At 43.3% G+C, this 15,370-nt stretch carries 12 protein-coding genes; 5 read left to right on the top strand and 7 right to left on the bottom strand.

The genetic code is table 11. The features are described 5' to 3' along the window. Positions 1 to 38: 38 nt before the first annotated feature. From DZ860_RS02570 to gcl, 4 genes are all read right to left on the bottom strand, one after another. The gene (locus tag DZ860_RS02570; protein ID WP_120029334.1) at positions 39 to 1,349 is read right to left on the bottom strand and encodes a glycerate kinase type-2 family protein; all 1,311 of its coding nucleotides are present in this window, start codon (positions 1,347 to 1,349) and stop codon (positions 39 to 41) included. 260 nt (positions 1,350 to 1,609) lie between these two features. After that, positions 1,610 to 2,506 carry a 2-hydroxy-3-oxopropionate reductase gene (locus tag DZ860_RS02575; RefSeq protein WP_120029335.1) on the bottom strand — a complete coding sequence of 299 codons (897 nt, stop codon included), beginning with the start codon at positions 2,504 to 2,506 and terminating at the stop codon, positions 1,610 to 1,612. A 38-nt stretch (positions 2,507 to 2,544) separates the two neighbouring features. Beyond that, positions 2,545 to 3,321: a hydroxypyruvate isomerase gene (hyi, locus tag DZ860_RS02580; RefSeq protein WP_120029336.1), complete on the bottom strand. Its 777-nt coding sequence runs from the start codon at positions 3,319 to 3,321 to the stop codon at positions 2,545 to 2,547. A 130-nt stretch (positions 3,322 to 3,451) separates the two neighbouring features. After that, complete coding sequence (gene gcl / locus DZ860_RS02585) at positions 3,452 to 5,224, bottom strand: glyoxylate carboligase (RefSeq protein ID WP_120029337.1); 1,773 nt, start codon at positions 5,222 to 5,224, stop codon at positions 3,452 to 3,454. A 314-nt stretch (positions 5,225 to 5,538) separates the two neighbouring features. On the opposite strand from gcl, the gene aceB reads away from it, so the two are divergent. After that, positions 5,539 to 7,170, top strand: coding sequence for a malate synthase A (aceB, locus tag DZ860_RS02590; protein ID WP_120029338.1), 1,632 nt, complete (start codon positions 5,539 to 5,541; stop codon positions 7,168 to 7,170). Positions 7,171 to 7,390: 220 nt separating this feature from the next. Continuing rightward, complete coding sequence (locus DZ860_RS02595; RefSeq protein ID WP_120029339.1) at positions 7,391 to 7,831, top strand: GlcG/HbpS family heme-binding protein; 441 nt, start codon at positions 7,391 to 7,393, stop codon at positions 7,829 to 7,831. 131 nt (positions 7,832 to 7,962) lie between these two features. Here the strand turns inward: DZ860_RS02595 and DZ860_RS02600 are convergent, their stop codons facing one another. Next, complete coding sequence (locus tag DZ860_RS02600; RefSeq protein WP_120029340.1) at positions 7,963 to 8,445, bottom strand: MarR family winged helix-turn-helix transcriptional regulator; 483 nt, start codon at positions 8,443 to 8,445, stop codon at positions 7,963 to 7,965. Positions 8,446 to 8,568: 123 nt separating this feature from the next. Here DZ860_RS02600 and DZ860_RS02605 point away from each other — a divergent pair, with 123 nt between their 5' ends. The 3 genes from DZ860_RS02605 (at position 8,569) to DZ860_RS02615 (ending at position 11,844) form a co-directional block, all read left to right on the top strand. After that, on the top strand, positions 8,569 to 9,459 hold the full coding sequence (locus tag DZ860_RS02605; protein ID WP_120029341.1) for a DMT family transporter: 891 nt from the start codon (positions 8,569 to 8,571) through the stop codon (positions 9,457 to 9,459). Positions 9,460 to 9,692: 233 nt separating this feature from the next. Continuing rightward, complete coding sequence (locus DZ860_RS02610) at positions 9,693 to 11,297, top strand: ABC-F family ATPase (protein ID WP_120029342.1); 1,605 nt, start codon at positions 9,693 to 9,695, stop codon at positions 11,295 to 11,297. 121 nt (positions 11,298 to 11,418) lie between these two features. After that, positions 11,419 to 11,844 (top strand): VF530 family protein, encoded by a 426-nt coding sequence (locus DZ860_RS02615; protein WP_120029545.1) that lies wholly within the window; start codon positions 11,419 to 11,421, stop codon positions 11,842 to 11,844. A 175-nt stretch (positions 11,845 to 12,019) separates the two neighbouring features. On the opposite strand, the gene DZ860_RS02620 is transcribed toward DZ860_RS02615, so the two are convergent. Then, positions 12,020 to 12,910 (bottom strand): hypothetical protein, encoded by an 891-nt coding sequence (locus DZ860_RS02620; protein ID WP_120029343.1) that lies wholly within the window; start codon positions 12,908 to 12,910, stop codon positions 12,020 to 12,022. After that, positions 12,900 to 15,350 carry a fimbria/pilus outer membrane usher protein gene (locus tag DZ860_RS02625; protein WP_120029546.1) on the bottom strand — a complete coding sequence of 817 codons (2,451 nt, stop codon included), beginning with the start codon at positions 15,348 to 15,350 and terminating at the stop codon, positions 12,900 to 12,902. The genes DZ860_RS02620 and DZ860_RS02625 overlap by 11 nt, the downstream gene beginning before the upstream one ends. Positions 15,351 to 15,370 lie beyond the last annotated feature (20 nt).

Genomic DNA, 15,370 nt, shown 5'->3' on the forward strand with positions numbered 1-15,370 from the left:
CTCGCATATATGCGATGCTGATGTTGGCCTAAACTGAACTACAAAATCAAAATAGCTCGAAAGTCGTTCACGTTAGTCAACGTTGGCCCAGTCGTGAGTAAGGTTTTTGTCTGTTGGAAAAACGCATAGCTATTATTATTATCAAGAAAATCACTTGCTTTCAAACGAAGCTGATTGGCGTCATGCCAAGATTTCGGTGTAATCCATGCCCCGGCGTTATCTTCGACGCCATCAATACCATCGGTATCAGCCGCTAATGCATAAATCTCAGGATGTCCTTTGAGTTCGTTGTACAAACTCAATAGAAACTCACAGTTACGACCACCTCGTCCATGCCCTTTTACCGTCACTGTTGTTTCACCGCCTGACAATAGAACACAGGGTTTCTTAAACGGCTGGCCTTTGTCCGCAATTTGTTTCGCTAAGGCCGCATGAACTTTAGCGACATCCCTCGCCTCACCCTCGATACAATCACTCAATATATAAGCTGAAACCCCTAACTTCTCTGATTGCGCCGCAGCAGCTTCCAACGCAGATTGCGGCGTAGCAATGATCTTTGCACTACTGCGCACCCAACATGGAGCATCGGCTTTTACTGTCTCTGATTCTTCACGATTTAGCCACTCAAAAGCTGAGTTTGGTAAGTCAATTTCGTAGCGTTTTAGAATCGACAGAGCGTCAAAGCGCGTGGTTTTATCTGCCACAGTCGGCCCAGAAGCAATGACGCTAATGTCATCGCCAGGTACATCAGAAATTGCCAGTGAAATCACTTGAGCTGGAAACGCAGCTTGCGCGAGTCGACCGCCTTTAATCGCAGAAAGATGTTTGCGAACACAGTTCATCTCATCAATTGCAGCTCCTGATTTGAGCAATGCTTTATTAATCGCTTGTTTCTCTTTTAAGCTGATATCGCCACCGGGTAAGCTCAGCAACGCCGAACCGCCTCCTGACAAAAGACAAATCACTGTATCATCTTCAGTGAGTCCAGTGACCATATCTAAAATTTGTTGCCCCACTTCTAAACCCATTTCATCTGGAACGGGATGTGCGGCCTCAATGACTTGAATAAACTGACACGCCTGTGTATGTCCGTAACGAGTCACGACAACCCCTTCAAGCTCTCCCATTGCAAGATCTTGTTCTGTATTTTTTTGCCAAACAGATTCGAGTTCTGCGGCCATTGATGCTGCTGCTTTCCCTGCCCCGATCACGACAGTTCGTCCACCTAAGTTGGCTGAACGGGAATAAACATCTTTAGATAGAAATGGTTCAATATGATTTTTAGGTAGTGCTTCATTAACAGCGGTAGAGAAAAGGGTGTGTAAAAACTGTTTAGCATCAAAGTCCATCAGCTACTCCTTAGTTGACAGATAGAATAAAAAGAATCCCAATATAAGGCTAAGAAGCGCCTGCTAAAACAAGTTGGAAAGGAACAACTATAACTTCCAACCCTATATTGGGAACGCGCACGAAAAGGAGACGAAACAGCGCGATTTAGTTACAAACTGAATAGAAATGTATGAATTACAAGCATACAAGGATGCTCAATTATCCGGAGATACACCTCATCCACTCTGGATTGAATGCCATGTATCTCCATTCTCATCGTTTAACGAATCGAAAAGTCCGAGCGTTTTTCAATGGCCTTAATTAGAGCTGAGTGATCCCACCCATCGCCACCCATTGCAGCACATTCTTCAAACAACTCTTGCGCGTTAGCTGTGTTCGGTAAAGAAACTCCCAGCTCTTGTGCTCCCGTTAATGCCAGTGACAAGTCCTTTTGATGCAGTGCAATTCTAAAGCCCGGATCAAAAGTACCTTCAATCATGCGTTCGCCATGTACTTCTAATATTTTCGAATTAGCAAAACCACCCATCAGAGCTTGACGAACACGCGCAGGGTCAGCGCCCGCTTTTGCAGCAAAAACTAATGCTTCAGATACCGCTTCAATATTTAATGCCACGATAATTTGGTTAGCCACTTTACACGTTTGCCCTGCCCCATTTTCGCCCACTAAAGTGATGTTTTTACCCATCGCTTCGAACAGTGGTCGAGCTTTATCGAACGCATTTTGTTCCCCGCCGACCATGATGGTTAATGCTGCGTTAATTGCCCCAACCTCACCACCTGATACAGGGGCATCAAGATACGATGCGCCACTTTCATTGATACGTGCTGCAATGGCTTTAGTCGCAATTGGCGAAATTGAACTCATATCAATCACTAACTTGCCATTACTACCGCCACTAATAAGACCTCTTTCTACGCCTGAGTCACCAAATAGAACCTCTTCTACTTGTGGTGTATTTGGCACCATAATAATCACAACATCTGCCAGTTTTGTCGCCTCTTCAGGGGAATGACAAACTGTCGCACCCTCAGCAACTAAATCCGCAGGTGCTGGGTTAAAGTGGTCTGATAAAATGAGAGCATGCCCAGCTTTTTGTAAGTTTTTAGCCATCGGCTTACCCATGATGCCCGTACCAATAAATGCAATTTTAGCCATTTTGTTCTCCTTAACTTTTGATTAACTGCCCGTTGTGATTAACGATATTGCTTAAGCCAGCCAAGGCCATCTAACGTTGTTGTTTGTGGTTTGTATTCGCACCCAACCCATCCTTGATAACCAATGTCATCTAGGTATTTAAGGACAAATGGGTAATTGATTTCGCCTGTACCCGGTTCATGACGGCCAGGATTATCCGCAAGTTGCACGTGAGCAATTTGCGCGATGTTGCTTTGCATTGTTAGCGCCAAATCCCCTTCCATGATTTGCATGTGATAGATATCGTATTGGATAGATAGGTTGTCGCTGCCAACATCTTGGATAACGCGTTTTGCCTGCTCTGTAGTATTTAAGAAAAAGCCGGGAATATCTCGCGTATTGATTGCTTCAATAACAAGGGAAATTCCCTCTGCCGCTAATGCGTTCGCTGCATACTTTAGGTTCAGAACAAATGTAGAATATGCTTCTGTTGCCGTGACACCTGTAGGAACAATACCTGCTAAACAGTTCAATTGGTTACAGCCCAAAACCTTAGCGTATTCAATGGCGATTAATACGCCTGATTGAAACTCTGCAACGCGTGATGGGTCAACGGCAATACCTCGATCACCCGCTTCCCAATCACCGGCTGGTAAATTGAACAATACCTGCTCCAGATCATTCGCCTGTAATTTTGCTTTGATTTCATTAGCATCAAATGCGTATGGGAATAGGTATTCAACACCTTGAAAACCCGCTTCTCCCGCGGCTTCAAAGCGGTCGATAAAATCGACCTCGGTAAACAACATTGACAAATTCGCTGCAAATTTAGCCATGAATATATCCTTATATTTGGTTTGTGATTGCCTTATAAACTCACAGCAATCACTCACTAGTTAATTTCAAAAATTTCGATATCGGCTCAATGTGTAAGAGCCGCTATCTTTATAAGAGTGTTCGGTTGAGCTATTTATAAGCAAGCGCCGTCGGAGCATCAGCACTGCTTTCAGCCAAGGGTTCGAATTCATTAATAGCGTTAATCTCAACCCCCATTGAAATGTTCGTCACTCGTTCTAGGATCAATTCCACGACCACTGGTACTTTGTGCTTATTCATCAATTCTTTTGCTTGCTCGAACGCTGCGCCTATTTGCTCAGGCTCACGAACTCGAATCGCTTTACAACCTAAACCTTCAACGACTGCGACGTGATCAACGCCATATCCCTCAAGTTCCGGGGCATTTTGATTGTCGAACGCCAATTGCACGCAGTAGTCGATATCAAATTGACGTTGAGCTTGGCGAATCAAACCAAGATAAGAGTTATTAACCAAGACATGGATATAAGGCAGATTAAATTGAGCGCCAACGGCAAGTTCTTCAATCATAAATTGGAAATCGTAGTCGCCAGAAATAGCGACAATGTTACGATCCGGATTCGCTGCACGTACGCCAAGAGCCGCAGGAGTCGTCCATCCTAGTGGGCCAGCTTGACCACAGTTGATCCAATGACGAGGTTTATACACATGTAGGAACTGCGCTGCCGCAATCTGGGAAAGCCCGATAGTGCTGACATAACAAGTGTCGCGACCAAATGCTTTATTCATCTCTTCATAAACACGCATCGGTTTCATTGGCGCTTCTTCGAAATGCGTTTTACGTAACATGGTTGCTTTACGGTGTTGGCATTCGTTTACCCAATGCTCACGGCTTGGTAATTTGCCCGCATCTCGCCACTCAAGTGCGACTTCAACCATCAACTCTAACGCTGCTTTGGCGTCAGAAACGATACCAAGGTCTGGACAAAATACACGGCCAATTTGCGTCGGCTCGATATCAACATGAACAAACTTTTTGCCCTCTGTGTAAACCTCCAACGAACCCGTATGTCGATTAGCCCAGCGGTTACCTACACCAAACACAAAATCGGAATTCATCATGGTTTCATTGCCATAACGATGTGCGGTTTGTAAGCCAACCATACCTGCCATCAGTTCATGGTCATCGGGTATACTTCCCCACCCCATCAAAGTTGGAATTACGGGTACACCCGTAATTTCTGCAAACTGCTGTAGTAGCTCAGAAGCACCAGCATTGATCACGCCACCACCAGAAACGATCAGCGGATGAGTTGATTCAGCCATCATCGCCATCGCTTTTTCGACTTGCTCACGTGTAGCTTGAGGTTTATAGGCTTCTAGAGGCTGATACGTATCAATATCAAATTCAATTTCAGCTAATTGAACATCAATGGGTAAATCGATTAATACAGGCCCAGGACGACCTGAACGCATAAGATGGAATGCTTTTTGAAATGCGCGTGGTACCTGAGCCGGTTCTAGTACCGTCGTTGCCCATTTCGCAACAGGTTTCGCAATTGATTCGATATCAACCGCCTGAAAGTCTTCTTTATGTAGGCGAGCTCGAGGCGCTTGACCAGTAATACACAAAATAGGGATTGAATCCGCTGATGCAGAATAAAGACCGGTGATCATATCTGTTCCAGCAGGACCTGAGGTACCTATACATACCCCAATGTTACCCTGATGAGTTCGAGTGTAGCCCTCAGCCATATGAGATGCGCCCTCAACATGTCGCGCCAGCACATGATCGATACCGCCAATCTTTTTCATTGCTGCATACATAGGGTTGATAGCTGCCCCTGGAACACCAAATGCGATATCAACTCCCTCACGCTTAAGTACTTCAATCGCAGCTTCAATTGCTTTCATTCTTGCCATTCGAACCTCCAGTTCATATTGTATACAATCAATCTTTCTTTTGTGTACTATGACTTATATTTCGATTTTATCAACCATAAAATCAACATTTATTTAACATTAATATTAGGCAAACATAACTTTCAATCATGCTAAAACCTTAGCAATCATTACTTTATATAGAATATCTTTACGTAAAATTAATTTCTTTGAAATAAAAATGATAACCAGATGTTAATTAACCTTTGCTTAATTGCGCTATTTACAATATAAGTACATATAAAAATACAGATTTGTATACAAAATCGAATGTTATTGTTTAAAGGAGACAAGCAATGAGCTTAGATAACGTTAAGGAAAGAAATAAAACTGGATGTATTCAAGTACGCGGGAATGTGGATGCACCAGAATATAAACAAATACTCTCCGACGAGGCTCTAACATTTTTGGAAGCGGTCGTTAACCAGTTTGGTGATCGTAGAAATCAACTGCTTAAAACACGCGAAGCAACACAGGCACGCTTTGATAACGGTGAACTCCCAACTTTTAGAGAAGATACGCTCGCGATACGCGAAGATAAAAGTTGGCAAGTAACACCACCGCCACCAGAACTGCTTGATAGACGTGTCGAAATTACAGGTCCAATAGAACGTAAAATGGTGATCAATGCTCTCAATTCCGGCGCCAAGGTATTTATGTGCTGCTTTGAAGATGCCTCTTCACCGACGTGGAAAAACATGGTCGATGGACAAATTAATCTACGCGACGCAAACCTAGGTACCATCAGCTATTACGATGAAGCCAAAGATAAACTTTATTCGCTAAATGATGACCCATCGCTTTTAATCGCACGTCCACGCGGTCTCCACCTACCCGAGCGTTCGATTGAGTTTAATGGCCAACCTATTGCCGGCTGTTTGATGGATTTTGCGCTCTATTTTTTCCATAACTACCAAACTCGAACTCAAAAAGGTTTAGGCGTTTACTACTACATTCCTAAGCTAGAATCGATGGAAGAAGCTCAATGGTGGAATGATGTTTTCTCTTTTACAGAAGACTATTTCAACACGCCAAAAGGCACAATCAGAGCGACAGTTCTCATTGAGACTTTACCTGCAGTTTTCCAAATGGATGAAATTCTTTTCGTTATGCGTGACCATATCGTAGCCATGAATTGTGGACGCTGGGACTACATATTTAGCTATATCAAGACACTGAAGAACCATAAAGATCGTATTTTACCTGACCGACACGGTATCGGGATGGACCAAGAGTTCCTCAATGCTTATAGCCAACTTCTGATACGTACTTGCCATCAGCGTGGCGCTTTGGCAATGGGTGGAATGTCAGCCTTTATTCCGAGCAAAGATCCACAAGAAATGAAACGTGTCACAACTAAAGTGATTGAAGACAAACAGCGTGAATCCCAAAACGGTCACGATGGAACTTGGGTCGCGCACCCAGCGCTAGTTGAACTTGCGATGACGGTATTTAACTCTCACCTTGACGGAAAGATAAATCAGCTCGACTACCAAAGTCCTAATCACGAAATTAACGCTGAGTTATTGTTGAAACCTTGCCAAGGGATCCGTGATGAGGCGGGCGTACGCAAGAACATACGTATTGCGCTTTATTACATTGAAGCATGGATTCAAGGTTTCGGCTGTGTACCTATTTACGGCTTGATGGAAGATGCAGCAACAGCAGAGATCTCTCGCGCCAGCATCTGGCAATGGATTCACCATGGTGTGCAGCTTGACGACGGACAAACGTTCACCGATCAGTTGTTCCACACATGGCTGTACCAAGAAATTGAAACAATAAAACGCGAAGTCGGTGATGCACGCTTTAACGCCGGACGATTTGAAGAGACCGCAGATCTTTTCTATAAATTGTCTACGGCGAGCGAGTTTCCGGCTTTCTTAACTGTACCAAGCTACGAGCTATTACAGCAGCCAAATACCTAAATTACTTAATATTCAAACGATATCGGTAGGCTATATTGTCCAAAGTCATCACACTAGGTGACAACATAAGCCGTGCCGTTCAAGACCGCGTAGTTTTACGCCAATCCCCCTCTAATCAGATCGTAACATCGCTTGGTTAGAGGGAGTTAAGTGAACGCAACGAGTATTTCAAGTGAGATGGGTATAGGTGTGTTGTAATCCTCTAAACCTAGGAGATAACATGGGAAGTTTAACTCTTCAACAAGCACTAACCATCATTGATGGCACCTTAAAAGCAGCTAAACATGGCCGCACAGCGCCTTTAACAGTCGCAATTCTAGATAGCGGTGGCAAACTAATTTCTTTGCAGCGTCAAGACGGTTCAAGCATGATGCGGCCTGATATTGCGATCGCCAAAGCTTGGGGAGCTCTCGCTCTTGGTTGCTCTTCTCGGAAACTAGCCCAAGACGCGGACAGTCGACCTGCATTTATCTCGGCAGTCAATGTCCTTGCTCACGGTAATATGGTTCCTGTCCCCGGTGGATTACTGATCCGTGATGAACACAAAACTGTGTTGGGTGCTATTGGGGTAAGTGGTGATATCTCAGATATTGATGAAAGTTGCGCCTTGGATGGCATCGACAGCGCAGCTCTTTTTAGTGATGAAATAATGCAAGCCTAGTCATGCCCTTAGCTATCCTCTTAGTTATTGAAATTTCAAGGCGTTTCTTATCTAGCACTTTCTTCAACTTAGTTTGTAGTGGTCATAAAAAACCGAAGCTTAGCTTCGGTTTTTACTCAAAGTTCAACGAATTACTCGTAAGCGTTCAACCAAGATTTTAGTAATTGGTTAATGTTTTTTTTCTGTGTCGCCGTTAAAGACTTAACCAATTTCTTTTGAATCTCTACATGTTCGATGATCATTTGATCAATCAAAACCAAGCCTTGTTTCGTCAATTGAACTTCAACACTTCGACGATCTTCTTTGCTATGCGAACGTAAAATCAAGTTTTTGGCTTCGAGCTTATCTAAGCGATTCGTCATCGCACCAGAAGTTAGCATCATGGATTCAATCAAACCTGATGGTGTCAAACGATAAGGCTTACCTGAACGTCGCAGCGTCGCGAGCACATCGAATTCACCAAGTTTCAAATCATATTTTTTATGAAGCGCGGCAATCTCTGTTTCAATATATTTTGAAATACGAGCCACTCTGCCGATCATTGCCATTGGTTCGGTTTCTAAATCTGGTTTTTCTTGAGCCCACTGCTCTACTACGCGATCAATTGCATCCATCTACAATCCCGGTCCATTATTGATTTGACTAAGTAAATTTAGTTTAACATAAAGATACTTTACAATCACATATTATCGGTATAGAGTTCACATAACTACTTATCTTAACGTGAAGATACTTTTGTGAATATATTGCTTGCAATGATCCCCGCATTTTTCTGGGGTACTACTTATGCAGTGACGCAATTTACGCTAACGGATTGGCCACCTTTATTGCTGGGCGCTCTACGTGCACTACCAGCAGGCTTGATACTACTCGCCATAAAACCAACGCTCCCTAAAAAAGATCAGTGGCCAGTGATTTTCAGCCTTGGCCTTATTAATATCGCCACGTTTTTCAGCTTAATTTTTGTTATGGCTTTAACGCTACCCTCTGCGATTTCAGGGGTTGGGATGATTTCGGTACCGGTTTTTGCCATTGTTTTCCATTGGATAGTTAAAAAACAGCGCCCACATTTGATACAAGCTATCTCTGGCGTTGGTCTTATTGTTCTCGCGTGGATGTTATTCGATCCAAGCCAAATTTCGCTTAATCCTGTCGGTTTAATTGCGATGTTTAGCGCCATCATGTGCATTATTATTGGTAGTAGCATCACCAAAGCATTGGGTAATCGAATGCACTGGTGGACTGTACTAACTTGGCAATTGATATTAGGCGGCGTAATCCTTACTGTCGCGACCACTATCCATGCTGCAATTAACTTTCAACCGTATATTGATGTATTGACTGGTTTTGATTCAAAAAATCTCTTTGGGTTATTATGGATTATTGGCCTCAATACCGCTTTAGGCTATGGCATGTATGTTTGGCTATTACAGCGAATGTCTGTCGTTGATTTCACTTTTGGTGGCATCGCAAACCCTATCGCAGGTATTACGTCAGGACTAATTTTACTGGGTGAATCTTTTACCCCGTTTCAACACTCTCTCATGGCGGGAATGATCATTCTTTCTCTGCTCCCACAAGCAATTATGGCTATTCGACAACAGAAAACTAAACTCGTTGTTGAGTGAGACTTGACGATTATCTCGCTCTCTCAATTCGTTTGAGGGCGAGAATTCAGTGACGAAGTCAATTTATCATTCATCACTTAACGCAATTTGCTTCTGTGACTAACATCTCACATCTGTTTTTTATTCAATAAGTCTGTATAATTCGCCGCTAGCAATTTTTCTTTAACTTCTCTTGATTGGCGTTTTCTGATGTTCAGTGGCTATCCAATCTTTATATACCTAGGAATACTTCTTTGATATCTACCGCTAACATCACCATGCAATTTGGTGCCGAGCCTTTATTTGAAAACATTTCTGCTAAGTTCGGTAACGGTAACCGTTACGGCTTAATCGGAGCCAATGGATGTGGTAAATCAACGTTCATGAAGATTCTTAGCGGTGCGTTAACGCCTAGTTCTGGTAATGTTTCAATCACTCCTGGACTAAAACTTGGCGTATTAAGCCAAGACCAATTTGCGTTTGAGCAATACAACGTTATTGACGTTGTTATCATGGGCGATCGTAAACTTTGGGAAGTAAAACAAGAACGTGAACGTATCTATTCTCTGCCTGAAATGAGCGAAGAAGATGGTATGAAAGTAGCGGAACTTGAAAGCGAATTCGCAGAGATGGACGGCTACACTGCGGAAAGTCGCGCTGGTGATATATTACTTCAAGCTGGTATTGAAGAAGAGTTCCACTTCGGTCTAATGCAACAAGTTGCTCCAGGTTGGAAACTCCGCGTGCTATTGGCTCAAGCCCTATTCGCCAATCCAGATATTCTGTTGCTTGACGAACCAACCAACAACTTGGACATTCATACAATCAACTGGTTGGCTGAAGAACTGAACCAACGTAAGTGTACGATGATCATTATTTCCCATGACCGTCACTTCCTAAATTCAGTATGTACTCACATGGCTGACATCGATTACGGCGAACTGCGCATTTACCCTGGTAACTACGAGTACTTCCTTGAAGCATCAGGCCTAATTCGCGATCAGCTATTAGCGAGCAACGCAAAGAAAGCAGCTGAAATCAGTGAGCTTCAGGATTTCGTTAACCGATTTGGTGCGAACGCATCGAAAGCTAAACAAGCAAGTTCTCGCGCTAAAAAGATGGACAAAATTACACTTGATGAAGTGAAGTCAAGTAGTCGTATGAGCCCATCAATCGACTTTGGTGAGGGTAAAAAACTTCACCGCCTAGCGTTAGAGCTGCAAGATCTTGGTCATGCTTTTGGTGATGAGCTGTTATTTGAAAAAGGTAACTTGCTGCTTGAAGCGGGCACTCGTCTTGCGATCATTGGTGAAAACGGTGTTGGTAAAACGACGCTGCTACGTTGCTTAGTGAATGAACTTGTGCAAACTCAAGGCGTCGTAAAATGGTCAGAAAATGCATCTATCGGCTACTGTCCACAAGACAGCACCGCTGATTTCGATAATGATCTGACTATTTTTGAGTGGATTTCACAATGGCGTACTGTGAAGCATAACGATTTAATGGTTCGTGGTATTTTAGGCCGCTTGCTATTCACCGCTGACGATGCGAACAAAAAAGCAAAAAACTGTTCTGGTGGTGAGAAAAACCGTTTGTTGTTTGGTAAATTAATGATGCAAGACATCAACGTTCTTGTTATGGATGAACCGACTAACCACATGGATATGGAAGCGATTGAAGCACTAAATAATGCGCTAAAGCATTATCAAGGCACTTTGATCTTCGTTAGCCATGACCGTGAATTTGTTTCTTCTCTTGCTACCTCTATTATTGATGTTAAAGATAAGAAACTGGTGAACTTCCAAGGTACATTTGATGAATACCTAGCTCACCAAACTAAAGTGCTAAGCGTAGCATAACGAACGAACAAGCATTATTTATCAAGGCCGTAACCCGGTCATTAGAATTACATATTAGTGGCGCATATCGTATAGCGATAGGCCACTAATAATGAAGGAGCTTTTCATGACTGATCACTTCATGACTGACGAAGAAAGAATTGAACTACAGCAGAATAACCCATTGCACGGTCTAAAACTTGAAGACATGTTGCAACAGCTTGTTGATCATTACGGCTGGGAGATTCTTGACACAGCTATGCGTATGAACTGCTTTAACACAAAGCCAACTATCGCAAGTAGCGTGAAATATTTAAAGAAAACCGAATGGGCTCGTGAACGTGTAGAAAACTTCTATCTTTACCGTTTTAAGCGTATGCCTAAAGCGTCGGATCTTGAATACACAATGCCACCACGTGCGCGTACTTTTCCACATGGTTTAGAGCCTCGCGAACCAATGGTACTAACGGTTGAATCTATTTTAGCGTCTCAAGCTAAAGCGGCATCAGCGCATAAAGAGAGAGCATCAAGACAACGCGCTGAACGCTCTCGTTTTCATCGCCGTTAATTCTAATCTGGTATGCATCTATCACTTCAGGCCTATAACGCTGGTTTTATCGATCTGATGCGTGCTTCTATTATTGGATAGATTTATACCCAAAAGCCAAACTATTAAGTTTGGCTTTTTTGTGGCTTTATTCCGTCAAACCTAGCCTACTCCCCAAAGTTGTCATTTATCGACACTAATAGGCAATTAAACTTACAGTCATCTTATCTTCATATCGGCCATGGGCTGCACCCGGTACAGCGGTGTTTTCAAATCCCATCGTGAAACGAGATTGGCTATTTTTTCCAGTATTCAAAAAGATTGGAGCCCCGTGTTCAAGTTGACGTCCTTGCAAACTCACGGCGTAAGGAATTTTATAACGTGATCTTGCAACATTGACCAAGTAACCGTCATTTTGCGAACGAACCTCCAACTTAACCGATGCATTGCTGGTGACTATAATATCCAAATCCCTCTTATTTTTTTGAGTCAGATTGCCCATATTCACCCTCACATTGGTACCTGAGACTGTCACCCACTGCTTATTCTTCGCTTCTATGCGGGCACGAACAAAAGGCTTAATTGCAAAGTTTAGTGATGCATACACTGGGGTAATATGACTATGAGGCGTCACGACGCTCACGGTAAAATCACCGTGATAATGACCGGGCGTACTCTCTTTTCCATTGGGAATATGAACCCAAAAATCGATTTGTCGCTGACCCAATGTCGGCAGTATAAATGCGCCTTGTGGGTTACGTGTGACACTTTTTCTTTGAGTACTGAGTATTGACGAAGTAATTTTCCCCGTCGGGCCTTGAACAACATGCTGCCAACCATTGGTAGGCTTAATCTCAATCGCGTTAACACACGAAGCTAATTGGCGATCGAGCTGCACTGTTCCTTGAAACCACAAAGCATTTGGCTGAGTCACTAGCGCAGAATTCGCTGTATTAGCAAACTGCACAGTAAACTGACCAGCACACTGCTCTTGTTGTGTTGGTTGCGCGAACGTACGGATTGACAGCCCGAACCATAAACAAAAACAGAGGATACGTAATACATTAACGCGCTGATTATTCTTCATCGCACTCACCTCGGCATTCAACCTTAATTTGCCCTAAATCAACCAAACTTGAGCTAGTGGATGGTATTTCGATAGCCACAGGGAAAACATCTAAACCATAGAGCTCTATTGAATACACACCATCACCAACCCCTTGAATATAAAAACGACCTTGCTTGTTAGTAAAAAACTCCACTGCATTTTCATCTCCGATAATTCGCCCTTGGCGATAAGCAATCGGCTTTCCATCTGCAAAATACAAATACCCATTTGCAGATAGTGACGCATCGGAACCCATCAAAAGATAGTGTCCAGTCGCCGCACCCGGAGATATATCAAGAGTTCCATCCCCCCAGTCATAACCTAATGGTGCATCAATCACAGTGTAATCCATCGAGTTACTACTAAAAGGCTGCGAAACCGAGAACAAACCATTTATATTGGGCGATGCCAATGCTAGAGCTTTCCCCTCTGTATTAACATCGAGGTTCGCCGTCGCACCTTGTAGTGTCGGGTGTAGCGCAGCTACCACAAAGGGCCCTGTCGATGTTCTTCCCCACCCCCAATGTCCATCAACCATCCCGATGGCGGTTGCTAGACGCAACGCGCCATGATAAGACTCGCTATCATCATGGCGATTAACATGACGTATCACTTCCGATTCGGTTCGAAATCGGTTTGCAGTGTAACTCAGCTCCGCTTTTTGCTTTTGTTGATACTTATCTTGTTCGGCTTCAATACGTACGCCAATATCACCGACATAATTGCGTCCTTCATTATTGAAAAACACACGACTACGTTCATTATTGCTGTTGTAAGAGATCCCCAACTGATTGGCACTTTCACGCGAATACCAATTGTATTCAAAATTGATCAGCCATCTCGAGTCTGGCTCGGAATAACGATATGAATCCTCATATTCAGTTCCTACCCCTAACGTTAATCCACCTCTGCGCCAATTGAGCAATACCGAACTTAATATGTCATCTCCCTCAACCGCATACTGTGAATAGCGTGCTGCGAAGCTCAAATCTAACTCATTATTTATTTGCCAAAAGTAATTGGCCAAATATTGGGTATAGTCACTAGTGTTCGCATAGATATTATCCCCACTTTTCCATGGTGCATTGTTGAACTTATCTGACTGTTCAACGGCAAGTCTTAGGTTCGGAGACTGACTGTCACCACTACCAATCACGCTATTTTCATAGTCAATTGAGCCTATCCAGCCTTGATTTCCTTTGACTATTGGATTATTTGAGTTGTCGCGCTCATTATGACTCACAGAATACCGCGCAGTAATATTTCCCACCGGACTTTTAAACGTTGCCAACGCACCGAGGATCCCCCCATCTTGAGCAACAAGACCATTCGCGCCAACGGTCAACCAGTCCGTTAAACCATATTCTGCAAAGCCTGTCGCCAACCAGACATCTTCATAATCAACGCCTTGATTGCCATATTTAATTGGTCGACCTAAAGAAAAAGCATAATCAAGCAAACCCTCTTCAAGCAGTTTGGCATTATAGAATTGAGTAAAGCGCAGCACTTCTTGGTTGCCGGAAACATAATTAACAACCACGGTGATGTCATTCGCGCCATTGTCTAAAATGAGGTTTTGTAAGTTATAACGACCTGGCTCTAAACGGCCTCCGGAAACTCTTTCTCCGTTGACGTAAATTTCTACTTCAGCTGATTCTAACAAGACAAGTTGCTGGCTACTCTGAGGGCTGATCTCCCTATCAGGCTGAAGCTGTTCGTAGCTGCTTTCAAAGGAAAATCCACCAAGAGACATTCCATAAATATGTCCAGACTCCCCCGTTAACACATCACCAATGGAAAATCGTAGAGGCAAATTGGGCCGGTCATGAAACGCTGTCCATTCACCACGTACAAATTCTGATGTTTCATTATCAGATTCAAAATAATTGGCGAGTTGAACGTTAATTCCCTCTGCTCCGCCAAGATTCATTTGAGATAACCAATCAATAGAAGAGGACCACGTTTGGCTGTCATCATTCCAATCATTGTTGTACGCGAAATTGAAACTGTTCAGCCAACTCACCGTACCACTTGGCGATGCTTCAAAGTTAGGATATTGGGATGCCAGCTCAACATTTTGCTCATTAAGTAATGCTGGCTCTAGCGTGACGTAAAGGAGTAAAGATTCACCGTCAAGGGCGACGTCAATTCCTTTCTCTTTGAGTTCATGCATCGAAATATAACTGGCTCTCTCAGTAGGGAAATGATTCTCAACCCATTGCTTTGAAATACGATTACCGAGTAACTCAATAAGTGGAGCAAAAGCAATAGAGGTCAATGTCATACCATCAACTTCTATAGGCAAGTCTCCTAACGCCTTTTCACCATACACCAAAGGCAATGATAAACGGTAGGTCCCTGCTGATACCGAGGCCGTGAACATTGCCACAGCAATGAGTGCTAATATCGACCGCCACATAAACATTCCACTTCCATTTA

The sequence above is a fragment of the Vibrio sinensis genome, from assembly GCF_003605645.1.
GTDB lineage: Bacteria > Pseudomonadota > Gammaproteobacteria > Enterobacterales > Vibrionaceae > Vibrio > Vibrio sinensis.